The 24,581-nt window shown below is 44.6% G+C and carries 28 protein-coding genes; 21 read left to right on the forward strand and 7 right to left on the reverse strand.

The window, feature by feature from the left end; genetic code table 11:
• Positions 1-11: 11 nt before the first annotated feature.
• The 5 genes from spoVAC to AR337_RS16170 all read left to right on the forward strand — a co-directional run bounded on the left by spoVAC (position 12) and on the right by AR337_RS16170 (position 2,564).
• The gene (gene spoVAC / locus AR337_RS16155; protein ID WP_059173044.1) at positions 12-485 is read left to right on the forward strand and encodes a stage V sporulation protein AC; all 474 of its coding nucleotides are present in this window, start codon (positions 12-14) and stop codon (positions 483-485) included.
• Entirely contained in the window at positions 485-1,504 is a 1,020-nt protein-coding gene (spoVAD, locus tag AR337_RS16160) for a stage V sporulation protein AD (protein ID WP_059173045.1), read from the forward strand. Before spoVAC ends, spoVAD begins: the two co-directional genes overlap by 1 nt.
• Before the next feature lie 4 nt (positions 1,505-1,508).
• A complete protein-coding gene (gene spoVAE, locus AR337_RS16165; RefSeq protein ID WP_059173046.1) occupies positions 1,509-1,865 on the forward strand; it encodes a stage V sporulation protein AE in 357 nt (118 codons plus the stop codon).
• A gap of 170 nt (positions 1,866-2,035) precedes the next feature.
• Complete coding sequence (locus AR337_RS22810) at positions 2,036-2,176, forward strand: YjcZ family sporulation protein (RefSeq protein ID WP_082687018.1); 141 nt, start codon at positions 2,036-2,038, stop codon at positions 2,174-2,176.
• 133 nt (positions 2,177-2,309) lie between these two features.
• The gene (locus tag AR337_RS16170) at positions 2,310-2,564 is read left to right on the forward strand and encodes a stage VI sporulation protein F (protein ID WP_059173047.1); all 255 of its coding nucleotides are present in this window, start codon (positions 2,310-2,312) and stop codon (positions 2,562-2,564) included.
• Between the two features lie 66 nt (positions 2,565-2,630).
• On the opposite strand, the gene AR337_RS23255 is transcribed toward AR337_RS16170, so the two are convergent.
• Positions 2,631-2,783: a hypothetical protein gene (locus AR337_RS23255; protein ID WP_156424426.1), complete on the reverse strand. Its 153-nt coding sequence runs from the start codon at positions 2,781-2,783 to the stop codon at positions 2,631-2,633.
• A gap of 62 nt (positions 2,784-2,845) precedes the next feature.
• Between AR337_RS23255 and AR337_RS16175 the strand changes: the two genes are divergently transcribed.
• On the forward strand, positions 2,846-3,373 hold the full coding sequence (locus AR337_RS16175) for a GNAT family N-acetyltransferase (protein WP_059173048.1): 528 nt from the start codon (positions 2,846-2,848) through the stop codon (positions 3,371-3,373).
• 76 nt (positions 3,374-3,449) lie between these two features.
• Here the strand turns inward: AR337_RS16175 and AR337_RS16180 are convergent, their stop codons facing one another.
• The gene (locus AR337_RS16180; protein WP_059173049.1) at positions 3,450-5,711 is read right to left on the reverse strand and encodes a UvrD-helicase domain-containing protein; all 2,262 of its coding nucleotides are present in this window, start codon (positions 5,709-5,711) and stop codon (positions 3,450-3,452) included.
• A 175-nt stretch (positions 5,712-5,886) separates the two neighbouring features.
• On the opposite strand from AR337_RS16180, the gene AR337_RS16185 reads away from it, so the two are divergent.
• Positions 5,887-6,081, forward strand: coding sequence for a hypothetical protein (locus AR337_RS16185; RefSeq protein WP_059173050.1), 195 nt, complete (start codon positions 5,887-5,889; stop codon positions 6,079-6,081).
• Positions 6,082-6,125: 44 nt separating this feature from the next.
• Here AR337_RS16185 and AR337_RS16190 read toward each other — a convergent pair whose 3' ends face one another.
• From AR337_RS16190 to AR337_RS16200, 3 genes are all read right to left on the reverse strand, one after another.
• Positions 6,126-6,548 carry a GNAT family N-acetyltransferase gene (locus AR337_RS16190; RefSeq protein ID WP_059173299.1) on the reverse strand — a complete coding sequence of 141 codons (423 nt, stop codon included), beginning with the start codon at positions 6,546-6,548 and terminating at the stop codon, positions 6,126-6,128.
• Between the two features lie 4 nt (positions 6,549-6,552).
• Positions 6,553-7,071: a 2'-5' RNA ligase family protein gene (locus tag AR337_RS16195; protein ID WP_059173051.1), complete on the reverse strand. Its 519-nt coding sequence runs from the start codon at positions 7,069-7,071 to the stop codon at positions 6,553-6,555.
• A gap of 223 nt (positions 7,072-7,294) precedes the next feature.
• Positions 7,295-8,017, reverse strand: coding sequence for an esterase family protein (locus AR337_RS16200; RefSeq protein ID WP_059173052.1), 723 nt, complete (start codon positions 8,015-8,017; stop codon positions 7,295-7,297).
• Between the two features lie 147 nt (positions 8,018-8,164).
• Here AR337_RS16200 and AR337_RS16205 point away from each other — a divergent pair, with 147 nt between their 5' ends.
• Complete coding sequence (locus AR337_RS16205; protein ID WP_059173053.1) at positions 8,165-8,701, forward strand: phosphatidylglycerophosphatase A; 537 nt, start codon at positions 8,165-8,167, stop codon at positions 8,699-8,701.
• Positions 8,702-8,713: 12 nt separating this feature from the next.
• Positions 8,714-8,914 carry a hypothetical protein gene (locus tag AR337_RS23260; protein WP_156424427.1) on the forward strand — a complete coding sequence of 67 codons (201 nt, stop codon included), beginning with the start codon at positions 8,714-8,716 and terminating at the stop codon, positions 8,912-8,914.
• A gap of 19 nt (positions 8,915-8,933) precedes the next feature.
• Here AR337_RS23260 and AR337_RS16210 read toward each other — a convergent pair whose 3' ends face one another.
• On the reverse strand, positions 8,934-9,224 hold the full coding sequence (locus AR337_RS16210; RefSeq protein WP_059173054.1) for a GNAT family N-acetyltransferase: 291 nt from the start codon (positions 9,222-9,224) through the stop codon (positions 8,934-8,936).
• 182 nt (positions 9,225-9,406) lie between these two features.
• Here AR337_RS16210 and AR337_RS23265 point away from each other — a divergent pair, with 182 nt between their 5' ends.
• On the forward strand, positions 9,407-9,562 hold the full coding sequence (locus AR337_RS23265; protein WP_156424428.1) for a hypothetical protein: 156 nt from the start codon (positions 9,407-9,409) through the stop codon (positions 9,560-9,562).
• A gap of 22 nt (positions 9,563-9,584) precedes the next feature.
• On the opposite strand, the gene AR337_RS16215 is transcribed toward AR337_RS23265, so the two are convergent.
• Complete coding sequence (locus AR337_RS16215; RefSeq protein ID WP_059173055.1) at positions 9,585-9,800, reverse strand: hypothetical protein; 216 nt, start codon at positions 9,798-9,800, stop codon at positions 9,585-9,587.
• Positions 9,801-10,125: 325 nt separating this feature from the next.
• On the opposite strand from AR337_RS16215, the gene AR337_RS16220 reads away from it, so the two are divergent.
• From AR337_RS16220 to AR337_RS16270, 11 genes are all read left to right on the forward strand, one after another.
• Positions 10,126-12,501 (forward strand): M14 family zinc carboxypeptidase, encoded by a 2,376-nt coding sequence (locus AR337_RS16220; RefSeq protein WP_059173056.1) that lies wholly within the window; start codon positions 10,126-10,128, stop codon positions 12,499-12,501.
• 597 nt (positions 12,502-13,098) lie between these two features.
• Complete coding sequence (locus AR337_RS16225) at positions 13,099-13,848, forward strand: YveK family protein (RefSeq protein ID WP_059173057.1); 750 nt, start codon at positions 13,099-13,101, stop codon at positions 13,846-13,848.
• Positions 13,838-14,536, forward strand: coding sequence for a CpsD/CapB family tyrosine-protein kinase (locus tag AR337_RS16230; RefSeq protein ID WP_059173058.1), 699 nt, complete (start codon positions 13,838-13,840; stop codon positions 14,534-14,536). The genes AR337_RS16225 and AR337_RS16230 overlap by 11 nt, the downstream gene beginning before the upstream one ends.
• Positions 14,537-14,572: 36 nt before the next feature.
• Positions 14,573-15,334 carry a tyrosine-protein phosphatase gene (locus AR337_RS16235; protein ID WP_059173059.1) on the forward strand — a complete coding sequence of 254 codons (762 nt, stop codon included), beginning with the start codon at positions 14,573-14,575 and terminating at the stop codon, positions 15,332-15,334.
• Between the two features lie 164 nt (positions 15,335-15,498).
• A complete protein-coding gene (locus AR337_RS16240) occupies positions 15,499-17,319 on the forward strand; it encodes a nucleoside-diphosphate sugar epimerase/dehydratase (protein WP_059173060.1) in 1,821 nt (606 codons plus the stop codon).
• A 55-nt stretch (positions 17,320-17,374) separates the two neighbouring features.
• Positions 17,375-18,367 carry a Gfo/Idh/MocA family protein gene (locus tag AR337_RS16245; protein ID WP_059173061.1) on the forward strand — a complete coding sequence of 331 codons (993 nt, stop codon included), beginning with the start codon at positions 17,375-17,377 and terminating at the stop codon, positions 18,365-18,367.
• Positions 18,364-19,701, forward strand: a complete 1,338-nt coding sequence (locus tag AR337_RS16250; protein ID WP_059173062.1) for a nucleotide sugar dehydrogenase — start codon at positions 18,364-18,366, stop codon at positions 19,699-19,701. Before AR337_RS16245 ends, AR337_RS16250 begins: the two co-directional genes overlap by 4 nt.
• 26 nt (positions 19,702-19,727) lie before the next feature.
• Complete coding sequence (locus tag AR337_RS16255; protein ID WP_059173063.1) at positions 19,728-20,969, forward strand: lipopolysaccharide biosynthesis protein; 1,242 nt, start codon at positions 19,728-19,730, stop codon at positions 20,967-20,969.
• A gap of 15 nt (positions 20,970-20,984) precedes the next feature.
• Positions 20,985-22,286 (forward strand): oligosaccharide repeat unit polymerase, encoded by a 1,302-nt coding sequence (locus tag AR337_RS16260; protein WP_059173064.1) that lies wholly within the window; start codon positions 20,985-20,987, stop codon positions 22,284-22,286.
• Entirely contained in the window at positions 22,283-23,434 is a 1,152-nt protein-coding gene (locus AR337_RS16265) for a glycosyltransferase family 4 protein (protein WP_059173065.1), read from the forward strand. The genes AR337_RS16260 and AR337_RS16265 overlap by 4 nt, the downstream gene beginning before the upstream one ends.
• On the forward strand, positions 23,406-24,578 hold the full coding sequence (locus AR337_RS16270) for a DegT/DnrJ/EryC1/StrS aminotransferase family protein (protein WP_059173066.1): 1,173 nt from the start codon (positions 23,406-23,408) through the stop codon (positions 24,576-24,578). The genes AR337_RS16265 and AR337_RS16270 overlap by 29 nt, the downstream gene beginning before the upstream one ends.
• Positions 24,579-24,581 lie beyond the last annotated feature (3 nt).

Consider the following 24,581-nt stretch of genomic DNA (forward strand, 5'->3'; position numbering starts at 1 on the left):
GAGGCATAAGGATGGGTGGCACACAGCAAAAGACGGCCGAGCAGGAAAAGTATGAAAAAATTCAAAAAAAGCATGAACTGAAGCGGCCTGTGGCCAAGAACTGCCTAAAGGCTTTTTGGGTTGGCGGGGTAATCTGCGGCGTCGGGCAGGCTATCAGCTACTTTTATATATATTTTTTTAATTTTACCGAACAAACTGCCGGGAATCCGACGGTTGCTACGTTGGTGTTCATCTCCATGCTGCTCACGGGGTTTGGCGTTTATGACCATCTTGGCCAATATGCCGGTGCGGGAAGTGCCGTACCTGTAACAGGATTTGGGAACGCGGTCATTTCAGCGGCGATTGAGCATAGGACGGAAGGCTTTGTCCTGGGGGTTGGAGGCAATATGTTCAAGCTTGCCGGCTCAGTTATCCTCTTTGGGGTGTTTTCGGCATTTGTCGTAGCCCTTATTAAAACTTTGCTGACAATGTGGGGGGTCATTTAATGCTTAAGGGCAGCCAAACTTGGATCTTTGACAACAAGCCGGAAATTTTGGCGACGGGTGTAACCGGCGGGCCATTCGAGGCGGCCGGCAATCTTGCGGATGATTTTGACATCCTTCACGATGATTTGTGGATGGGAGAGGACAGCTACGAAAAAGCACACCGGCTCCTGATTGATAAATCGGTCGATACAGCCCTTAAAAAAGGGGGCGTTACCGGTAAGGACGTACAATTCTTTTTGGCTGGGGACTTAATAAACCAAATCACTCCGACAAGCTTTGCGGCAAGAAAAGTACAGATACCCTATTTCGGCCTATTCGGCGCCTGTTCAACATCAATGGAAGGCCTTGCGCTAGGAGCCTTCATCCTCAATTACGGTGGAGCGGAGTACATCCTTACTGGTGCATCCAGCCACAATGCGGCGGTTGAGAAACAATTTAGGTATCCAACGGAATACGGTGGACAGAAACCGCCGACTGCTCAGTGGACGGCGAGCGGAGCGGGCATGGCCCTTTTACAAAAAAATAATGGTTCGGGGACACTTCCCTACATAACAGCAGCAACGGTTGGCAAGGTGGTTGACATGGGCCTGACCGATCCGTTCAATATGGGAGGCGCGATGGCACCAGCTGCCGCCGATACGATTTCAGCTCATTTTACCGATACCGGCCGCGATCCGTCCTACTACGATTTAATTGTAACGGGTGATCTTGCAAAGGTCGGCAGCAATGCGGCCTATGAGCTCCTAACGGATAAGGGCCTTTCGATTAAAAAGGACAAGTTCAGAGACTGTGGAATCATGATTTACAAAGACGATCAACCTGTCCAGGCAGGGGCAAGCGGTGCCGGCTGTTCGGCGATCGTTGTATATGGCCATTTATTGAACGAAATGAAAAAAGGGACATACAGGCGCATTCTTGTTGTTGCAACCGGGGCTCTGCTGTCCCCGCTTACTTTCCAGCAAGGCGAAAGTATACCTTGTATCGCGCACGCGGTTTCAATTGAAATGGACGGGAGGTAATACAATGCTGGCAATGTTTTTTTGGGCGTTTGTTATCGGCGGGCTGATTTGCGTGGGCGGACAGCTGATGCTTGATATTGGCAAACTGACCCCGGGGCATATGCTGAGCCTGATGGTCGTCATCGGGGCTGTGCTGGATGGCTTTGGCCTCTATGAACCATTTATGGATTTCGCCGGGGCCGGTGCTACCGTCCCTATCACCAGCTTTGGCAACTCGCTCGTCCACGGAGCGCTTCAGGAGGCTGAACAGCATGGAATCATCGGTGTGTTGACCGGCATGTTCGAAGTAACCAGCTCAGGGATTTCAGCCGCAATCATCTTCGGCTTTATCGGCGCGCTCTTATTCAAGCCCAAGGGTTAAAGTGAGGACGCTGAAACACAGAGCAGTAAGTTTCACTGTATCTTACCAATTGAACCTTTTAGGGATAAATTTTTTTAATAGGATAAAAAAGCGGATGGGATGAGGCCTATACACTTTGTCTGCACTTCACATATTGTAGTAGTGAAAGTAGAAAAGTGAGGTGACTATCTATGTGCTTCGGATTTGGTGGCTGCGGATATGGCTATGGCGGAGGCTATGGCTATGGCGGAGGCTATGGTTTCGGGTCAAGTTTTGTCTTAATTGTTGTACTGTTCATTCTATTGATCATTGTAGGCGCTAGCTTCTACTAAGATAGAAGGATAGGCCCGGCTGGCAGTCCAACCGGGCTTTTTCTTTTGTTCCCAGGTAATGATCAACTTTCCTTTCACACTCTTGATGCTCCTTCATACTATAAAGTAGCCTATGAAGGAGCGTGATGACATAATGGATAACGGCTTTTTTAAAAACATTGAAAAAAAGACCGGCGTAAACATGAAGGACATCTTTGACCTTGCCGCGTCCCTGCAAAACGCGAATTTTAAAGACGAAAAGACAGTCCGAAGCGTCATTCAGCGTGTGTCCCAGATTGCCCGCAAGCCAGTAAATAAGGAAACCGAGGATGCAATTGTCCAGTCCATCATCAAGGATGGCAAATCACTCGATTTTAATACCATCACGAATATGCTGAACAAAAAATAACAGAAGTCCGGCCGCTCCATGATTTGGCCGGACTTCTGTTTTTGTTTTACATCTGTCCGTGCATCGTTAAGCCTGGAGAGTGTCGGTATCTTCCTTTTCATAAGCAATGACAACAAGATTTTTATTTGCCTGTCCGCTTATCGTTTTTTCAAAGGATTTAATGTCATTTACAAGTTGCTCAGAAAGTTCAGCTGCGGTATATGTTTTATCTTCCATCATTTTCACCTCTCCTTTATCATTGACAGTAGGACGAACGTATATTCAAACAAGGGGATAGGTAAATGGATATTGAAATGAAAAGGCCGGTAAGCAGTGATAATGAGGAACTGCTTCGTTTTTTTCGGACAGTCATTACGGATACATACGAGAAGGAAGGAATAAGTGGAAAAGTTGATGACTTGGAGGAGGAAATAAAAACAAAGGAAGCTTACCTGAAAAAAGACTTAGAGACAGGTGGCAAGGAACGGTATTTTCTTATCGCAAAAATAGGGGGGAATATAATAGGTTCAATTGAATTTGGGCCGGCGAGCAGCATTATTCAAGAGTGTACGCTAAGTGAGTTAAAGGGGTTTATGGAAGTTGGAACCGTTTTTGTCCATCCAGATTTCCAGCGAAGGGGGATTGGGAATTCGCTTCTGGAAGCCATTTTTTTCGCCATGAAAAGCAGGGGGATTGAAACGTGTTGCCTCGACAGCGGCTATAAAAATGCCCAGCAAATTTGGAAAAAGAAATTTGGCGAGCCGGACTATTTATTGAAGGACTATTGGGGCGAAGGGTTTGATCATATGATTTGGAGAATCCGCATCTAGGGCTTGTCCGTTAGAGGGTCAGAAAATAAAGAGGAGCTGTGCCATCTTTGGCAGAAGCTCCTCTTTTAATAAATGATTAACGTTTCATATCCTTCCGCACCGGGGTCAGGAACCTGGTCGGGTTGGCAGCGCGGTTGCGGCGCATGGAAGGTACGGAAATATACAGCCGCTCCATCGCCCGGGTAATTGCGACATAGAAGAGCCGCCTTTCCTCTTCAAGAGGAGCGTTGTCGCCGTTCCGCAGGCTTTCAAGAGCATAATCATGCGGGAGGCTGCCGTCGACTGCGCCTAGAATATAAACAGTCTTATACTCCAGCCCCTTCGCGCGGTGGATGGTGCTCAATGAAATCGTATTTGTAAAATGCTTGCCCAAATTCTTGATTTCTTTGTTCATAGCCGCCATATGGGAGGCATGCTCAAGGAGCTCGGGTATGGAGTCGAAATTCTTAGCGGCGACTTTTAGATCCTTTACATCATCCGAGCCCTTCTCCAGCTTGTTTCCTTCACTGCCTCGTTTTTTTAGATAATCAAGGAATCCCAGTTCCTTTTCAATTTTCTCAATTGCGGCAAATGGTGCCAGGGATTTCATCGTTTTAATGGCCACGGCGGCTGCCTTCAGTTTTTTCACCTGGAAGGCGTGTGCGGTTTTTACTCTAGCGAGCGCGTCTAGGGCCGTGCAGTCATCAAGAATCGTTGAAGCCTTTATATCCGAGAGAATCTCCTGTTTTAAAAAAAGTGCCGGTAGTACGGATGACACGGCCTGGATGTCGTCTTCATCGACAGCAAGTCTCAAGAAACCAAGGACGGTCTTCACTGTCCGGCGCTCATAGAACGATTCCGCATCCAGGTCGAGGCGGAATGGCAGGTTCGAGGAGGCAAGCCGTTCAAATACCGCGCGCGAGCCGGCATGTGTCCGGTAAAGAATGGCAAAATCGTCCGGGTTTGCGCCGGCCGCGATTTTTTCCTGTATATCGGTAATAATCATCGTTGCTTCTTCTTCCTCGTCATACGGGAAGAAGAGAACGGGAGGAAGCCCCGCGGATGAGTGCGCGGCCATTTCCTTCTTGCGCCTTTTTTTATTATGGGAGATAATCCTGTTCGCTGCTGAAACAATCTCAATCGACGACCGATAATTCTGGCTGAGCAACACAAGCCTGGCACCTGGGAAGTCATGTTCGAAATTCAGCAGGAACTCAGGGGAGCTCCCGCGGAACGAATAAATCGTCTGATCGTCATCGCCGACAGCACAGACATTCTTGGTCCGTTCAGACAGCATCCTAATCAATTCGTATTGGACCTTGTTGATATCCTGGAACTCGTCAATCAAAAAATAACTGAACCGGTCCTGGTACATTTCAAGGGTTTCCGGCGAAGTACGGAACAAATCATAACAGCCGGTAAGCATGTCGTCAAAATCAAACAGGCCTTGCCGCTGCTTGTATTTTTCATAGCGCTCGTAAAGGAGGAGGGCTGTTTCCTCCCACTCCGAACCGGGCTTTACTTCCGAAGGCGCGTGAAGCGAATTTTTCCAAAAACCGATTTGCTGGAGAGCGAGGTCATAGGCAAAATCCTTTTCCGAAAGGCCAAGCTCCCGGCCGGCATCTTTGATTATTTTCTCACGCTGCCACTCCTTTTTTAAAAGCCTTTCCCCATTCCACCTTGAACCGTCCGCATGCATCAATATCCTGTAGAAAATGCTATGGAATGTTCCAGAAACAAGTTTAGAGAGCAAGGAGCTTTTCATGTTCGGGTAGCGGAGCAGCCTGGACTTCATCTCCTGGGCGGCCTTCGTCGTAAAGGTTACCAGCATGATTTCTGAAGGGTCGATACCTCTTACGTCAAGCATATAAGCGGTCCTCGCCGTGAGTACTCGTGTTTTGCCGCTCCCCGCACCCGCGAGTACAAGAATCGGCCCATCCGTTCCAGTTACAGCTGCTGCCTGATTCCCGTCGAGCGTAAAGCCCTCGGCCTCGAGCAATTTCAAATAATCATGTGGGTTTTCAATGGAAGGCAGTGCCGCAGTAGCTGGTCCCGCTCCAACTGCGAGCAGCTGGGCACCCTGGAAACCCTCACCCACCGGTTTGGCCTTTGGGACCCTGAAGCCTTCAATCTCCCGGGTTTCCGGGGCTATATCCTCTGTAACCCGGCATTCCTTATCGGGATGATAAAGATGGAAGAAATGCGGCTCTTGTTCTATCCCTAAATAAAAGCGTACAGGCTCAAGACAGGATGGGCATGACAGCTCCCCATTCCTGCCGGCGATATATATTTTTTGATAACGATCCCGGCTCATTGTATGTAAATTTACGGTACTGTTCTTAAAAATTGCTGATTTCATTCTACTATCCCCATATCTAACAGTCATAACACGAACTCTATGATAACAGACATTCAGCCTTCCTCATAGTTTCGATTGTCCTGTTTTTGCGGGAGGGCAATTTAGTTAGGTTTAAATTGGTTTTGGCCAGGGTAAGGAAAAGATACTGTATATCACGAAGAAACGAGGCGGGGCAATGAAAAAGTCCGTCGTATACAGCCTTGTGCTGCTGATGGGGACTGCAATCCTATGTATTTTGCTGGAATATTACAGGGCGGGGGCAATGGTTGGCTTCCTCTTTATAGCGGCTTCGGTTTGGTCCGGCCTACAGTACTCGGCAATGAACCAGGAATTTGGTACCGACGACATCCAAGGTGAATTTTATTTATAACCATAAAAAAAGCTCTTGCCGATAACTGGCGAGAGCTTTTCTCCCTAAATAGTTTTGAGCATTGTTTTATGAGGGATGCCCGCATCGAGGAATTCATCGGATGCTACCTCGTAACCAAGGCCGGCATAGAATGAAATTGCGTGGACCTGGGCGTTTAGCTTTAGCTTTGTGACGCCCTGTTCTTTCGCATATTCCTCTATTTTCCGCATGATAGCCTTGCCTGCGCCAGTACCCCGTGTTTCGGCTAAAACACATATCCGTTCCACCTTGCCATAACCATCCACAATCCGAAAACGGCCGGCGCCCTGGGGCTCGGTTACGTTGTAAAGGACAAAGTGGGCGCAGTCATCTTCATATTGATCAATTTCTTCTTCCTCCGGTACTTGCTGTTCATCAACAAATACCTTTCTTCTGACGGAAAAGGCGTCCTGCTTTTCCTTCTCGCTGCTGATTAATACGACGTTCATATTTTTATTCAGTTTCCTTTCCAAGCCGGAATGTCTCATATACCGTCCACTGCCCGTTTTCAAGTTGATAGAGGAAGTGGAAACGGTCAATTTCTTCTTCATGTTCAATTCCCTGCATCTTCAGCGTTCCATACACATCGAAATGTTCATCGTCTGAAAGCTTCTGGCCAACTGTGATGTGAGGAACGAATTTGAAATCCTGGCCTGGGCTGTTTAGAGTTTCATTTAGGTCTTTGTGTAGGGCGGTGATATTCTCATCCGGTTCGACCTTAAGATAAATAACGTTGTTGACTGGATGGAAGGAGCTAATCTTGGATGTCCTGAATTTAAAAGGTTCATGGTTTTCTGCTGCCTCACGAAGTTTTTTAGCAATTGTTTCGGCTTCCTCTTCAGTTGCATCGAACGCATTGACTAGCGTTAGGTGCGGCGCAATAAGCGCATAATGCGGGTCATAACGTTTGCGATAAGAATTTACCCAGTCCTGAAGCTGTTTAGATGGAAAAAGTGCAACTCCGAATCTCATACGACCTACCTCCAAGAGTCCAATTTACTGTACTAAAGTACAGCTTATGGTATTTGTCCTTCAGAATATTATAACAAATTTTTCTTGGAAAATATATTCTGGACAATGCCAAATGAAAAAATAGATAAAAAGTCTGTCGAATAAAGGGATTTAAGTACTGTATTAAACTTGGCAAACAGGAAAAAAGCTTTAGGACAAAAAGGTTTTTCTCCGTGTTCTCTTCCTAAAACAGTGCCTTCAAACCATCCCTTAAGTCCGGCTGCCAATAGGTCCATGCATGGCCGCCCTCGAATTCCCCATACTGATAGCCGAAGGGCTTTTTAGAAAGAAGATTGGAAAGTTCCCGGTTTGGGGTTAAGAAATCGGCGATTTTTCCGTTTGTAAGCTCCGCGGCATCTTCTTTCTTGCCAACAGAATGGTAGATATCGAGTGGTGGAGTTCCCTCGCTTTCTCTAACCGCCTTTAAGACATCCTCATTTACAAAAGGGGACTGGGCAAGCACTTTCCCAAATGTGTGCGGGTAAGCGAGAGCTGCCAGAAGCGAAACGGTTCCGGCAAGTGAATCACCGGCAAGAGCACGGGTCGATCCCATTTGATATGTCGGGTATTCCCTGTCCAGATAAGGGACCAGTTCGTGTGCGAGGAAGCGGAGATAGGCTCCATGTTTTTCCCCGCGTGGATGATATTTGCTGCGCCTGTCGGCTGGGTCCTTATATGGAATTCCAATTATAATGATGTTTTCAATTTCTTTTTTTGCTAAAAGTTCATCCGTAAGCGTTCCAATTCTGCCGAGCCTTAAGTAATCATTGCCATCCTGGGTAATTAGGAGAGAATACTTGTAAAGAGTTGAGAAAGTTGCAGGCAAGTGAATCAGAAGCTGGACAGACTCGCCCAAAGCCTCACTTTCAAAAAGAACTTCCTGGACAGTTCCGCGCGGATATTCCATAGCAATTCCTCCGGTTTAATGATGATTTTCAAATGCATTTTACCATAACCCTGTATGAAAAGCTTTTCGGAAAGTATTCACAATATGGAAGGTTATCCAAATTATGATAGTGTTAGTATAATAGCGGAGCATGGAAGGGGAATGGAAATGGTGAGAGTGAACAGCAGGGTGGTTACGGCTGCTGCAAAAAGTAGATTAATTGAACGCGGTGTCGCAATAGAGGCGATTGCCGCTATCGTTTACGAAATGCAAATTCCATACCACGACGGGTTAACGGTTGAGGAATGCATCGACAGTGTTGAAAAAGTATTGTTGAAAAGAGAAATTCAGCATGCCATCCTCGTTGGTGTCGAGCTCGACCAGCTTGCCGAACAGAAAAAACTGTCCGAGCCGCTCCAATCGATTGTGGAAAATGACGAAGGGCTATTCGGCATAGATGAAACCATCGCTTTCGGGGCCGCGCTTGGTTATGGAAGCATTGCGGTGACCACATTCGGGCACCTAGATAAAAACAAAATCGGCATCATCAGGGACCTTGACACAAAAAGCGGGGAAAGCGTCCATACATTCCTGGATGACATCGTCGCCGCGATCGTGGCAACAGCTTCGTCCAGGCTCGCCCACCGCAAACGCGATTTTGAGGAAGCGGCGGAGGAATTGAACGAAGTGGAATTGATTGGGTGAATATAGTAGAGCTTGGAATCTAATTGGTTTCGGGCTTTTTTTTATTGGAGGTCTTTTCAAAAAAGTTGGTTGAAATTTGCGGATAAAACAAGTAAACTGCCGGATAAAAAGGAGAAACTGCCGGATAAGTGGGTGAAACTGCCGGATAAACATGAAAAAGTAGCGGGAATCGATAGCAAAGTGCTAGCAGAAATGAGAAAAAGTGGTGGCTGAATGTTTCAGCCGCCACTTTCTATTCTGCGAGTAGGTCTCGATACTCTTCTTTCCGTTCCAGCACTTTTTTCGCAAACGAACAGGCTGGGATAATCTGCTTCTGTTCTTCCTTTGCAAAATCTCCGATCCGGTATACAAGTTTTTTCCCTAGTCCGCGTCCATTTTGATCCTCGTCGACAATTGTGTGGGTGACGGTAATAATTTCTTTGCCATCCTTCCCGGTGCCGCTTGGGATATATTGAATCCGGCCAATTACCTTGCCATCTTCCTCAATATAAAACTCATTGTTGCCGTGCTTGATTTCTGTCATGTGACCAACTCCCATCCAATTCAATCTTCCTTAACTATCATTTTCCCCAAACACACGCAAATAATCAATAAGATAAAATTATAAATCATTTATGTTAAATAGGGAGGTATAGTTAAAAAGTGGTTAAGTGCAAATGAAATCCGATCCATCACATTTTTAAGTTAGCCAGGGGAGGGCAGAACATGAGACTCAGAAGACTGAATAGGGACGAGCGGCTGCCGATTGAATTATTGCTGCTGGCCGATCCGGCAAAAGAGCTTGTAAAAGAATACACAAGCGAAAAGGTGGAATGCTTTGTTGCAAAAGTTGAAGATGAAAGAAAAGAACCATTTACGTGAAATGGTTCTATTTCCATATATATTAGCTTACACGCTTTGGCTTGTATGGCCTTGCCGAGAGGATGTTTTCCAGCTTAAACGTGCGCAATTTGTTCCGAAGCAGGCAAAACGCATAGACATCATTTCCCTTTACGCCGCGAATAATCATTTTGCGCTGGGAAAGCTCATTTTTTTTGGACAAATAAATCACTTCAAGAGGCATGTTTTCTTCCATTGAACGGAGCAGCATTCCATTCATCTCAACACCTTCTTTCTGTTCCTATTATACGCGAACATTTGTTCTTTATTCATTGTTTTTGTCTGGAAATTAGGATTTTTTATATATAATAGGTTTTTGTAATTTTAAAGTGAATAAACCATGCATACTTTTTCTTCTTTTGGTATTGCCCGCTGTTCGTGTGGGCGGTATTTTTTAATAAATGGATTACAAACCCATTGGTCTATAGGCGTAAAATTAGTCTTTTCATCCTATTGTGCAAGGTGACCCCCGTAATTAGAATGAGATTATCTGTATATTTATACAGATTATTTGTTTTGCATACATATGTGGGAGGGATGTTTGAGTGAAAAAGAAAAAAGTTGTTTCAGGATTGCTTGCTGTGAGCATGCTTGCGGCGGTGCCTTGGTCTGCGGCAATGGCAAGCCCGGTGAAGTGGCAGAATGTAAATGTGAACGAGGAGCAGGATGGTAGCCTGTTCAACAGTGAAAACTATGACTTTATGAAGTTTTCGCAAATTGGCAAAAAGCTTGAGGAAATCAGCAAACAATCAAACCGTGTGAAGGTTGAAGTAAAAGGGACTTCATCAAAAGGGTATCCACTTTACGTTGTAACCATCGCCGATCCGGAAGCGCAGGGGAAATTCGGCAAGTTCCAGGCTTTAAGGAAGCAGATGTTCAAGAATCCTCAAAAAGCGCAGGATTTTATAACGGAAAATCCTGATTTCAAGGTGCCAGTGATGATCAACGGGTCGATTCACGGGACCGAGTTTATCGGCAGTGACGCTGTCATGCAGCTGATTGAGCGGTTTGCGACGAAAAATGATGCAACGACGAAAGAAATTTTGAATAATAATATACTTATCTTCAACGTGGTCCAGAACCCGGATGGGCGTGTTGATGCAACGCGTTTCAACGGGGAAGGAATCGACCTGAACCGGGATTTCATCACCCAGTCCCAGCCGGAAACGAGGGAAACGGTCGCACTTTTAAAAGAGTGGAACCCGATGGTGTTCCTTGATACGCACGGCTATGTGAAAAATTACGGGCCGAACCTGCAAGGGCTGATTGAGCCGTGTACGCCTCCGCATAACCCGAATTATGAATATGATCTGTACCAGAAGTGGGCTTTTGCGCAGGCGGAAGCAATGGAAGCTGAAATCATGGGCAATAAGGCTGCCTATGAAGGAAAGCTTTATCAGGATATGAAGGGGACATACATCCCGCAGCGCGATGATGCGGCCGGCTGGGATGATTATCCGCCAATCTTTACGCCGATGTACGCAATGTACCATGGTGCTTACGGGCATACACTTGAAGCGCCGACAAACAATGAGGACGGCGTCCGCTGGATGTACGATGCGATTCTCGGCGCTTTGAAGTTCGCTACTGATAATAAGGAAGCGATGATCAAAGACCAAATTGAGATGTTCAAGCGCGGCATCAAGTTTAATCACCCTAATCATAAGGAAGGGCATTTCCCTGAAGCCTATATTTTGCCTGTGGATGATAAGGACCCAACCGTCGTAGAAAAAGCCGTCAACCATCTGATCAACAATGACATCGTGGTTGTTCAGGCATCGAAACCGTTTACTGCAGGCGGTAAATCCTACGCAAAAGGAACGTACATTGTGAAAATGGACCAAGCAAAGGCTGGGCTTGCCAACACGATGCTTTGGGATGGGGAAGATATTTCAAATGATACCGCGGCAATGTATGATATTTCGGCATGGAGCCTTCCTGAACTGTGGGGCTTTGAGGCCAACACGGTTCATGAAAAGGTCGATGTCGTCTCGTCTAAGGTGAATACTGTCAGCGGCCAGGGATCTGTTTCCGGAAAAGGGCCGTTCCTCATTCCGAATAGCTCCGTAAAAGCGGTGAAGCTGGTCAATGACCTGTTGGCAAAAGGAGTTTCCGTAAAGCGTGACGCTTCGGGGAATTTCTACGCTGAAGCGGCAGCAAATGAAATTTTCGCGGCTGTTAAGGAGAGCGGACTGCAAATTGGCACAGCAAAAGCCCCGGCAAATGCTGAAACGGTTAAAAGCCTTAATGTTGCGATTTTGAAGGATGGAGGAATGGGAAAAGTTCAATCCCATGCGGGAACGAAGCTAGCTTTGAAACGCCTAGGATTTAGCGTTGCAGAAGTAACCCCGGCTGACGTGGCTGATAATGGCCTTGGCGGGTTTGATGTGTTCGTCTACAGCGGGACTGAAAGCCTCATCTCGACAAACTTGAGCGCGGCGAATAAGGAGTTTGGCTTCCAGAATGCAGGCCAGTTGGAAACATTCAAGGCCAATTTAAACAGTTTCCTTAGCAATGGTGGCAAATACATCGCGGTCGGTGCTGGAGCTTCTCGTGCAACAAAAACACTTGGGCTGACGGATAATACTGTCAACACGGGCGGCGGCAACAGCAACGGCATCGTCAAGGTTGATTACAGCGGAACCGGACTTGGTGCGGGATATGGACAGGATGACATCGGCTTCGTCTACCACCCGGCATGGTATACAGTCGTTGGCAACGACACGGTTGCAGCAACGTTTGACAACAACCAGGATTATTTCCTTGCCGGCCATTGGAGAGGACGCCCGAACGTGGAGTCCCAGCCGGTGATTGTAAAAGAAGACAGCAAGGATGTAACATTGATCGGACTTGAGGCCGGTTTCCGCGACCATACGGATTACCTGTTCAGGCTCCTGTCCAATGCGATTTTTACAAAATAAGCGAATAATAGTTTGAGAGAGGAAAACGCATTGAATTCATAGATGAATTCCAATGCGTTTTTTTTGTTTCTCTTCTAGGAAATCGAGTCTTGTTACGGGGATTTTCCTTTGTTTATACTTTTGTCAAGTATGCTGATTACCTAAATGGAGGGATAAAAAAATTATGAACAGGGACTAAAGGAGGAGTATGGTATGAGAGTATTTTTACCTATTATATTTAATATCTTTTTTACATTTCATTTTTTTAGCATAATTTTTATCTAAAAGGCCTCTTTTTATTTTTGCCGACTATTCTAAACCTCTCGGATATCTTCCTTTTCTTCACTTTTTGCATAGTCCATTTTCCCCGCACTTCTTCCTTAATTTTAATAATAAAGGCTGTATTTCCCCGGTGTGTAAAGAAAGTAATACAAACTTAATGATAACCACCGACTTTCTCCCTGTTTATGAAAGTTCGTGAACTTCTCCATAGTAGGAAATAATCCCTTCTTCACTTTTAACTGATAAAAAACTAGGTTTCAATAAGAGGGTGAACAAAAATCGTCACATTTCAGCATTTTTTTTAAATTACAAAATATCTGATTAAGTGGAGGAATTATGGAAGAAACAATCAGCTTGAAGCAATTGATACAGACGTTAAAAAAACATCTCATCCTCATTTTAACAATTGTCATAATGGCAGTTGTAATAACCGGGGTTGTTAGTTACTCCTTTTTGACACCCATGTATCAATCATCTACACAAATCCTTGTAAACCAGGCAAAAGATGAGAAGGCAATTTACAGCACCACAGATGTTCAAACCAATCTGCAACTTATCAATACATATAATGTCATTATTAAAAGTCCTGCAATTCTGGATCTGGTCATTAGGGAGCTGGACTTGGACGTATCCTTTTCGCAGTTGAATGAAAACATCAAAGTGGCCAGCGAAAAAGATTCACAGGTTGTAACAATTTCTGTTCAGGATGAGAATCCTGAAATGGCAGCCCAAATCGCCAATACGACTGCTCAAGTTTTTCAACAGGAAATCGCAGCTATTATGAATGTCGATAATGTCAGCATTTTGGCGAGGGCCGAAGTGTCAGAAGGACAAGCACCAGTTAAACCACAGCCCATCCTAAATATGATGGTCGCACTTGTTGCCGGCTTGATGGCAGGTGTTGGTTTGGCATTTCTCATTGAGTATTTCGACAACACCATTAAGACTGAAAAAGATGTGGAAAGGGTCCTTGGACTGCCTGTCCTTGGCATCATACCTGTGATAGAGGATTCAAAACTTGAAATGAAGAAAGCGCCACGTTCAGTAAAAACGTTGGAAACGAGGGGTGAAACAGTTGGTTCTTAAGAAAAAAAAGAATACAAGTTTTTCTAATAGAAGGAAACTTGTCGCATCACTTGATCCCAAATCCGTAATTTCCGAGCAATATCGGACAATCAGGACAAATATACAGTTTTCATCAGTAGACAAAAGCATTCAGACGATAATGGTGACTTCTGCCGGGCCCGGGGAAGGAAAATCTACAACGGCGGCAAATTTGGCAGTTGTCATGGCCCAACAGGAAAAGAAGGTGCTTCTGGTCGACGCGGACTTGCGTAAACCGACGGCACACTACACGTTTAATTTAGTAAATCAGAATGGACTTACTAGTGTACTTGCAAAAACGAAAACCTTGGATCAGGCAATAAGTTCTACAGACAGCGCATTTTTATCGGTTTTACCCAGCGGGCCAATCCCTCCGAATCCAGCTGAACTTTTAGGATCAAAATCAATGGAAGAAATGCTTGCGGAAGCAAAAAAACAGTTTGATGTAATCATTTTTGATACGCCGCCAACGCTTGCTGTGACAGATGCCCAGATACTGGCAAATCTTTGTGACGGTGTTCTTCTCATTCTTTTCAGTGGAAAATCCGAGATTGAACAAGTATCAAAAGCAAAGGAGCTGTTATTAGCAGCAAACGGGAAGATTCTAGGCGTAGTTCTTAACCATAAGAAAATAAAGAAAGATGATTATTCTTATTATTATGGGACTTAGTCCGTAAGTTGGCATTTGAAGGAAGGGGATTTAGCGATGATCGATATTCACTGTCATATTCTTCCCGGCCTTGATGATGGGGCAAAAACGATGGAGGAAAGTATGGAAATGGCACGGGAAGCTGTAAAGGAAGGCATCCGAGCAATCATCGCAACGCCCCATCATAATCGTTCTTACGAAAATCCAAAAGAGGCAGTCATTCAGAAGGCCGCTGAATTGAATAGCAGGCTTAAGGAGGAGAATGTTCCAATTTCCATCTTCCCAGGGCAGGAGCCGGCTATTAGCGGGGACATTCTCGAAGATTATCAAAAAGGAAACATCCTGGCATTGAATAATACCCATTATGTATTTATTGAACTTCCATCCGGCCATGTGCCGAGATATACTTCACAGATTGTGTATGACCTGCAAAATTTTGGGGCCGTTCCAATTATTGTACATCCCGAGAGAAATCAGGGGATCATTGAACAGCCGGACATCCTTTACCAGCTAATTAAAAAAGGGGCTTTGTCCCAGCTAACTGCCTCGAGCATTTGTGGGGTGTTCGGGAAGAATATAAAAAAATTTTCCCGGCAGCTTATTGAGGCAAATCTTGTCCATTTTATTGCTTCGGATGCACATAATACCCATAACCGTACTTTTCATATGCAGAAGGCTTTTGGAGAAATTGAATCCAGCTACGGTAGCGATTTTGCCTTCTTTTTTAAGGAGAATGCAGAACTGTTGATTGAAGGAAATAACGTCAATAAAGTCGAGCCGCAAAAGGTTAAAAGGAAAAAGCTCCTTGGGATATTCTGAAGAGGAGCCCTGGCAAATGGCTATTTTTAATTCTAATTCTTAGTTAATCAATCAGTTTAATAGAATTAATAATTCCGAAGAAATTCTCCTTAACGTTTGGCCATACCCGTTCAATTTTTTGAGCAATGATGAGTTCTTAATATTTTTAAAAAAGGAGGATTTTGATGAGTTACCCTAAACGGTTGCTGTTGTTGGCAAGTTTGGACTCGGTACTAGTGCTGGCCGCCGCAGTTATCAGTTATATACAATTTCACCCATTACTGAGATCTGTTCCTTATGAGGAGCTCTTGTTAAATTCTCTAATCTTACTCATTAGTTATTATATTTTCGCAACCATTTTCCTCTTGTACAACAAATCATGGGAATATGCGAGTGTAATGGAACTGAAAAGCATTTTTAAAGCAGTAACACTAACAATCATTACCACTGGAGCTTTTCAACTGGTAACATTTTCGGATTTTTATCCAAGGACCCTGCTTTCTGTATGGATGATGACGATGTTTCTTGTAGGGGGTTCGCGTTTCTCCTGGCGCGTGTATTTGGATCATTGCCTTAAGCCGAAACAGGACATGAAAAAGGTGCTGATCATAGGTGCCGGCCAGGCAGGAACCTTGGTCGCAAGGCAACTCATTAACAATCCTGATTTGCGCCTTGTCCCGGCTGCGTTTATTGATGATGATCCAGGAAAACTGAAATTACATATACTTGGCATACCTGTTGCCGGAACAACGGCTGATATTGTTGAGACCGTAAAAAAATACGAAATAAATAAAATTGTCATCGCTATCCCATCATTAAAGAAATTGGATATGAACAAGATTTACATTGAATGTTCTAAGACAAAAGTTAAAACACAAGTGATGCCGAAGATTGAAGATGTCATGCTTGGGAAAGTCGCTGTCAACCAGTTTCGAGATGTGGGAGTCGAGGATTTACTGGGCCGCGAGCCGGTTGAGCTTGACATTGAAGGTATATCTGAATATATATCCTGCAAAACAGTCCTAGTTACAGGGGCAGGAGGTTCAATTGGATCAGAAATCTGCAGGCAAATTTGCAGATTCTCACCCGAAAAAGTTGTGTTGGTTGGCCATGGAGAAAACAGTATATATCAGGTTGACATGGAGCTTCGTAATAAGTATGGGGATACGATTGAAATTGTACCGGCAATTGGAGATATTCAGGATCGTGAACGGATGATGGAGATCATGGCAGAGCATCAACCGGATGTCGTCTACCATGCAGCTGCCCATAAGCATGTTCCACTAATGGAATACAATCCTAGGGAAGCTGTGAAAAACAATGTCTTGGGCACAAAGAATGTCGCTGAAGCAGCGGATCAATATAATGTTGGCACGTTTGTTCTCATTTCCTCTGATAAAGCAGTAAACCCAACAAATGTAATGGGGGCGACGAAAAGGATTGCGGAAATGGTCATTCAGCATTTGAATCAGCAAAGCGAGACAAAGTTTGTTGCCGTCCGATTCGGGAATGTGCTTGGCAGCAGGGGCAGTGTTATCCCACTTTTTAAAAAGCAAATCAAGGCTGGCGGGCCTGTGACAGTGACCCATCCTGAAATGACCCGCTACTTCATGACCATTCCAGAGGCATCCCGTCTTGTCATCCAGGCCGGCTCCCTCGCAAAGGGCGGGGAAGTATTTGTCCTTGACATGGGTGAGCCGGTAAAGATTGTCGATCTGGCCAAAAACCTTATCGAATTATCCGGTTTCTCGCTTGAAGAAATAAAAATCAACTACTCCGGAATCAGGCCAGGCGAAAAAATGTTCGAAGAGCTTCTTAATGAAAACGAAGTGAATGATGTCCCGATTTATCCGAAGATTCTTGTCGGCAAAGCATCACTCAGCAATTATAAGCTGATATCGAATCTTATCCATAACTACTATTCATTAAATGAAAGTGACCTGAAAGACTATGTTTTGAATCTTGTAAACAAAAAAGAAAAACAATTGTCTGCGATCAGTAAGTAAAGGCAGGAAACTCCAACTAAGATAGCATACGCGGCTAAAGGAGGCATTTCGATTTATGAATTTTGCAATAATAGGCTGCGGATTCATCGCAAAGAAACATGCAGCGGCAATCGAACGGATTCCAGAGGCAAACTTGGCCGCCGTCTGCGACAAAGACGAATCAGCCATGGAGCCGTATGTGAAAGAGTACGGGGCGAAGGCTTATACAGATTTTAATATGATGCTTGCAGATGGTGGGATTGATGCAATTTGTATCTGTACACCAACCAGTTATCACGCATTCATAGCGGAGCGGGCTGCTGCAGCAAAAAAACATATCGTCATGGAACAGCCGATGGCGATGACACTGGATGAAACAGAACGGATCGTTGAGGTTTGCAGTAAGAATCAGGTGAAGCTAACGGTTGTCCATCCAAACAGATTCCGCCCAGTCGTCATGGAGCTTAGAAAAATCATCGAAGCAGGAATGCTCGGAAAAATCAGCCATGCGAGCGCCAGGGTCAACTGGAACAGAAACCAGAAATTCTGCGGAGAGACCCAGTTGCGTGAAGAAGGCAGAGGGATAATGAATCAGGCAATCGATCATATTGATTTACTTCTCTGGTTCATGGGACAGCCGGAGCAAGTGTTCAGCATGGAATCAGAAGGAGCTGCAACAGGGCTAATCCGGTTTGAAACGGGGGCGCTTGGAATGATTGAAACATCGACAGTCGTTTATTATCGTAATTTCGAAGAATCAATCACCATCTTTGGAGAAAAGGGAACGGTTAAAATTGGCGGTCCAAATGCCGTTTCGTTTGAACATTTTGATGTTCAAAATTTATCTGAAACGGAAACAGAAGAGATTATGGAAAAAGTAAAGTCTGACCCATGGGGAATTTCAGGCCATGAGCAAACCATTTCAGATTTAATTCAAGCCGTTAAAGAAAATCGGGAACCCCTTGTAACAGGTGAGGATGGCAAAAGAGCGCTCGAGCTAGTCCTGGCATTTCACGAAGCAGCAAGAAATAACTCACCAATCGGAATGAGAAGAGGAGTCTTAATATGAGTACCCAAGTAAAAGAAAGCAAATTGGCCGAAGAACTGATTGAAAAGCTTCAAACAAAAACAGCAACTATCGGGGTTGTGGGGCTTGGCTATGTCGGTTTGCCCCTTGCGGTCGAAAAAGCAAAAGCGGGCTTTAATGTCATTGGTTTTGATGTCCAGGAGGAAAAAGTCCGGGCTGTCAACAAAGGACAAAATTATATCGGGGATGTCATTCCTGCTGACCTGGAGGCACTCGTTGCCGAAGGGAAGCTGATGGCAACATCCGATTACAATTTTATAGGCGAGGTAGATGCGGTTGCGATTTGCGTACCAACACCATTGGACATTTATAAGCAGCCAAATATGAAGTATGTTGAAAGCTCTGCCAAGGCAATTTCCGAGCATATAAAAAAAGGTACGCTCGTTGTTCTGGAAAGTACAACTTATCCTGGTACGACCGAGGAATTGATCAAGCCAATCCTTGAACAATCCGGCCTTGTTTGTGGCGAAGGATTTTTCCTTGCCTATTCACCTGAAAGGGTGGATCCGGGAAACAAAAGTTTTAATACAAAAAATACTCCAAAAGTAGTCGGAGGCATGACCCCTGCTTGTACAAAGGTAGCAGCAGCCATGTACCGCTCTGTATTGGATGGGGAAGTCCATGAGGTTTCCAGCCCGGCTGTAGCTGAAATGGAAAAAATCCTTGAAAACACGTTCCGTAATATCAATATCGCCCTTGCAAACGAAATGGCGATCCTTTGCAACAAAATGGGCATTGATGTCTGGGAAGTCATCGATGCGGCTGCAACGAAACCGTACGGATTCATGCCTTTCTATCCAGGCCCGGGCCTTGGGGGGCACTGCATTCCAATCGATCCATGGTATCTGACATGGAAAGCGCGTGAGTATAACTACCATACGCGTTTGATCGAAACGGCTGGCGAAATCAATGACAGTATGCCTGATTTTGTGATTCAGCGCTGCGCTGAACTGCTGAATGTACAAGGAAAAGCAATCAATGGTTCCAAAATCGTTGTCTTGGGTGTTGCCTACAAAAAAGACATTGAAGACTATCGCGAATCACCGGTATTGCCAATATTGGAAAGGCTGTCCAAGGCGGGAGCAAACTGGGTAGCAGTCGATCCTCACGTGAAGAAGTTTAAGCTGAATGGGGAGCAAGTTCTTTGTGAGGAGTTGCACAAGGACCTGTTAATCGAAGCGGATCTTGTAATGATTACGACAAATCACAGCTGCTTTGACCTGGAAATGCTGAAAAACAATGCAAAGATTATCCTGGATACACGAAATACATTTGAACCACAGGAAGAATTCACGGGAATCTACCAAAAAATCTAATACGAAACAGTGATGGAGTGCCAAGCTTGTCAACTAAAAAACAATCATTTAACCGGTCGGTGTTCATTGTACTAGGTGGGAACGTTCTGTCACAGGGGCTGATTTTCGCATCATCCCCTCTTCTTACAAGGCTGTATTCTCCAGAGGTCTTTGGCCAGCTGGCTGTTTTCATCTCAGTCGTGGCGATGATCAATGTTTTTACAAGTATGAAATATGAACTTGCCTTGCCTGTTGAACGGGACCAACAGAAATTTATAAACCTGGTTGTGCTGTGCCTGAGTATTCTGGCCATTACAACCATCATCAGTACGGCAGCGGTTTTAATACTGGGTTTCTTTTTCTTTGAAAAACAGTTTACCGAGTTTCTTTTCTGGCTGCTGCCGCTTGCTTTTTTAGGAGAAGGAATTACAGCAATAACGAATTATTACGGGATTCATAAAAGTAAGTACAAAGACCTGGCATTTCTGAAAGTCAATAAGGCGCTCTTTATGGTTGGAGGGCAGGCTGGATTGTATCAGCTTCAGTCAGTGGGTATGGTTGTCGGTGATGTGATGGGCCGTATCCTCGGCGGCTTTAAGTTGATGTTAAAAATGGTCATGGAACTTCGGAAGTCCGCCCATTTGATCAGTTGGAATGAAATAAAGGATGTTGCCAGGAAATATAGGAAATTCCCGCTCATTTCGAGCTATTCATCATTCATAAACAGCGCTGGCCTTCAGTTGGCCCCAATTTTGCTCAGTGCAATGTACAGCCAAGCGGAGGTTGGACTGTTCGCGCTTGCCCAGCGGGTCATTGTTTCACCCCTGTCCATTATTGGTCGGGCGGTGGCTGATGTATTCTACGGGATGGCCGCGAAAATCGAAGCGCCGGGCGAATTAAAACGGATGTTTATAAAGACATCCTTCAAGCTACTCTTGGTCGGGATCATTCCAATAGGGATTCTTTATTTTGCCGGAGAGAGCCTGTTCGGGCTGATTTTCGGCGATGCCTGGAAGGGAACGGGTACAATCATTCAGATCTTATCCCTGATGTATCTTGCCCAGTTTATCGTCAGCCCTCTGTCCCAGACATTAAATATCTTAAACAGGCAAGACTTGCAGCTTGTCTGGGATATTTTAAGGCTCATCCTTACAGTCTTGCCATTTCTGGCCGGTTTCTTATTCCAATACGACTTCCATCAGTTAATAAAGCTGTATGGAATATGCTCAGTCATAAGCTATGTCCTATTGTATGTGATGACCTTTAGGGTACTGAAAAAACGAATTTAGGAGTAGTAAAACAGCATGGGCAATAAAAAAAATTATTTTATTATTCTTTTTTTAGCTTTTCTCTATAAGTTGATCCTTGATTACGCGTACACGACCTTCCTGGTGGGGAACTTTGCCTATTCGGGCTTTGTTATCAGGGAAAATTACGTTAAATATGCTGAGTCCTGGCTCTTATTATTCCTGCTGATTACGGGTGTCATTATTTACACAAAAGGACTGGAGAAGCCGAGCAAAGTGATTCTTTACATTATTTTGCTGAACCTTTTGGTTCCTTTACTAACGTTTTATTCCATGCAGGATGGAGCAAGGATTTATTTATACAGTATCCTGTTCGGATTCATGCTTACTGTTTGGATAGTTAAAAGATTGAAGGATTTTCGAGTCCTCATGATTGAAGACAGTGTCAAGCCGGTCTTTTTCCTCCTGACTGTGATCACCCTCTATGTATACGGCTATTTAATCGCGACAGGCGGGCTATCACGACTAAGCTTCAACCTGCTTGCTGTTTATGATGTTAGGAGTGTTTACCAGCAAAATAATTCCGGACTGATGAATTATCTGGTCACCTGGCAGGCCTATGCCATTAATATGTCGATGCTCATTTATACGCTTGAGGGCAGGAAGAAGCCCTTGTTTTACCTGTTCCTGTTCCTGCAGCTCCTGCTATTTGGAATGACAGGGTTGAAAAGCTTCCTGTTTGCGCCAGTTGTCGTTATTGGTTTGTATTATGTCTTAAAGAACGTCAAATTAAAAAACCTTGTTCTTGAAATGATGACAGTCGGCGTGCTCTTTATCGTTTCGTTGTCGGTGCTGATGTACAACGTCTTTGACAACATCAATGCCGCATCGATTTTTGTCAGGCGGCTGCTGCTGGTTCCCGCCCAGCTTCATTTTGTCTATTTCGACTTCTTTTCCACACATGAAACGATGAAACTGTCACATTCCTTTTTATCCTTTATGTTTGAAAATCCTTATAATAGCACAAGCCCAGTAGATGTTATTGCCAGTGTGGTTTTTAACAATGAAGATTTCAGCCCCAATGTAGGCTATTTGGGTGATGCCTTTTCCAACTTCGGAATCATGGGGATTATCGTCTACTCGATTACCCTCGGGGTGGTTTTGAAAATGCTGGACAGTGTGGCAAGGAATGTACCGATTTATTTTTCAGCGCCATTAATTGTCATCCCGTCAATGGCGCTTATCAATTCGGCTCTGCCAACAAGCTTGGTGACGCACGGCATCTTGTTCGAGATAACGGCCATTTGGCTGTTTTCACAAATTTTTATGAAAAATAAACGAGAAGGAGTACCGTCGTGAAAATATGCCATTTAACGTCTGTGCACCCTTACACCGATATAAGAATCAATTTAAAGCAATGTGTATCCCTTGCCCAAGCTGGCCACGAGGTTTATTTATTCGCGCCAAATACCCCGGAGAAAACGATAAACGGGGTCCATCTCCGCACTCTAAGGGTTCGTAATAAAAACAGGTTTGAACGGATTTTTAAAAATAAACCATTTATTCTGGACCAGCTAAAAGTAATCGATGCGGATGTGTACCATTTCCATGATCCTGAATTGATCTTTGTCGGCCGGGAGCTAAAAAAGCTTGGTAAGAAAGTGGTCTACGATGTCCATGAGGATTTGCCGATGCAGATTTACCGAAAACCATATATCCCGAATTACCTCAAGAAGCCAATGTCCATAGCAATCCAAATTGTGGAGAAGAATGCTTCCAGGAACTTTGATTTGATATGTGCGGCGACTCCGCATATAAGTGAAAAATTTAAAAAATACAATCCACGAAGGATTGATGTGAAGAACTATCCGAAACTTGGAAAACAGCCCGCAGTCTTGGAAAGCACGCCCTTGGAAAAAAAGTTTGTTTGCTATATTGGCGGTTTAGCCGGGGACAGGGGCTTATATAAGATGGAAGAAGCCATACGCTTGTCCAGCTGCAGCCTGTATCTTGCAGGCAATTTCCACAATCCGGCGGACAAAGCAAGGTTTGAAAAGCTGAAACATGACAAAGTGAACTATCTCGGGCTTTTGGATAAGGAGGGAGTTACCGCTTTACTTGGAAATTCACTGGCGGGCCTAGTTGTCCTCGAAGAAAATGAACCTTTTAAATATTCACTTCCTGTCAAAATGTTTGAATATATGTCTGCTGGTATTCCAGTTATCTGCTCCGATTTTCCCTTATGGCGCGAAATCGTGGAGAAACATAACTGCGGCATTTGTGTTAACCCGGCCGATCCAAAAGAAATAAGTGCTGCGATTAATTTCCTTCAGGATAATCCCACATTAGCAAAGAGAATGGGTGAGAACGGGCGCAAAGCCGTGGAAAACGAGTATAACTGGGAAGCGGAAAGCAAAAAACTCATTAAAGCCTACGAACAGTTCGTAAACCAAAATTATACAAAAGAGGTATATATCCATGAAAATCCAAATGCTCGATCTATCTGAACAATATCTTTCCATGAAAGAAGAAATTCTTAGCAAAATTGATGAAGTAATGTCTTCCTCCCATTTTATTTTAGGGGAAAATGTTAAAAAACTGGAAGCGGATGTAGCTAGGTACAGCTCTGCTGACCACGGGATAGGAGTCGGGAATGGCAGCGATGCAATCCATATTGCGCTCCAAGCTGCTGGAGTCAAAGAAGGGGATGAGGTCATCACAACTGCGTTTACGTTCTTTGCGACAGGCGGTGCCATTGTCCGTGCCGGTGCAACGCCAGTTTATGTCGATATTGACCCGGTTACCTTTAATATCGACCCTTCTAAAATTGAGCTAGCGATTAGCGACAAAACAAAAGCAATCATACCGGTCCACTTATATGGGCAAATGGCCGATATGGACAAAATCAAGGAAATAGCAGACAAGCATCAATTGGCAGTAATTGAAGATGCAGCACAGGCAATCGGCGCCAAGTATAAAGGCCAAAACGTTGGCGAACTAGGAACAGCTGCAACCTATAGCTTTTTCCCGACAAAAAATCTTGGGGCCTATGGAGACGGCGGCATGATTATTACCAGCAATGAAGACCTCGCTGAAAAAGCGCGTGTTATCCGTGTCCATGGAAGCAAGCCGAAATATTACCACCATGTACTTGGCTACAACAGCAGGCTTGATGAAATGCAGGCGGCGATTCTGAACGTGAAGTTCCCGCATCTAGATAAGTGGTCCGATGCCCGCCGTACAAGGGCTGCCTATTATACAGAAAAGCTGAATGAACAATTGGCTGACGTCATCCAGACACCGATTGAAAAAGAAGGGAATTACCACGTGTTCCATCAATACACGCTAAGGGTTCCGCAAAGAGATGAACTGCAGAACTACTTGAAAGAAGCGGGTATTGCAACCATGGTGTATTACCCTCTGCCATTGCATGTCCAACCGATATTTAAAGACCTTGGCTACAAGGACGGCGATCTGCCGGAAACGGAAAGAGCGGCAAAAGAAGCTTTATCGCTTCCAATGTATCCTGAATTGGAACGGGAAGCACAAGATTATGTGATTAAAAAAATCGTAGAATTCTATTCTAATTACCAGAACGATAACCGGAAAGAAACCAGTGTGCACGCGGAACTTAATGCTATTGGTTTGTAGATT

The sequence above is a fragment of the Bacillus sp. FJAT-27445 genome (assembly GCF_001510665.1).
Lineage (GTDB): Bacteria > Bacillota > Bacilli > Bacillales > Cytobacillaceae > Bacillus_D.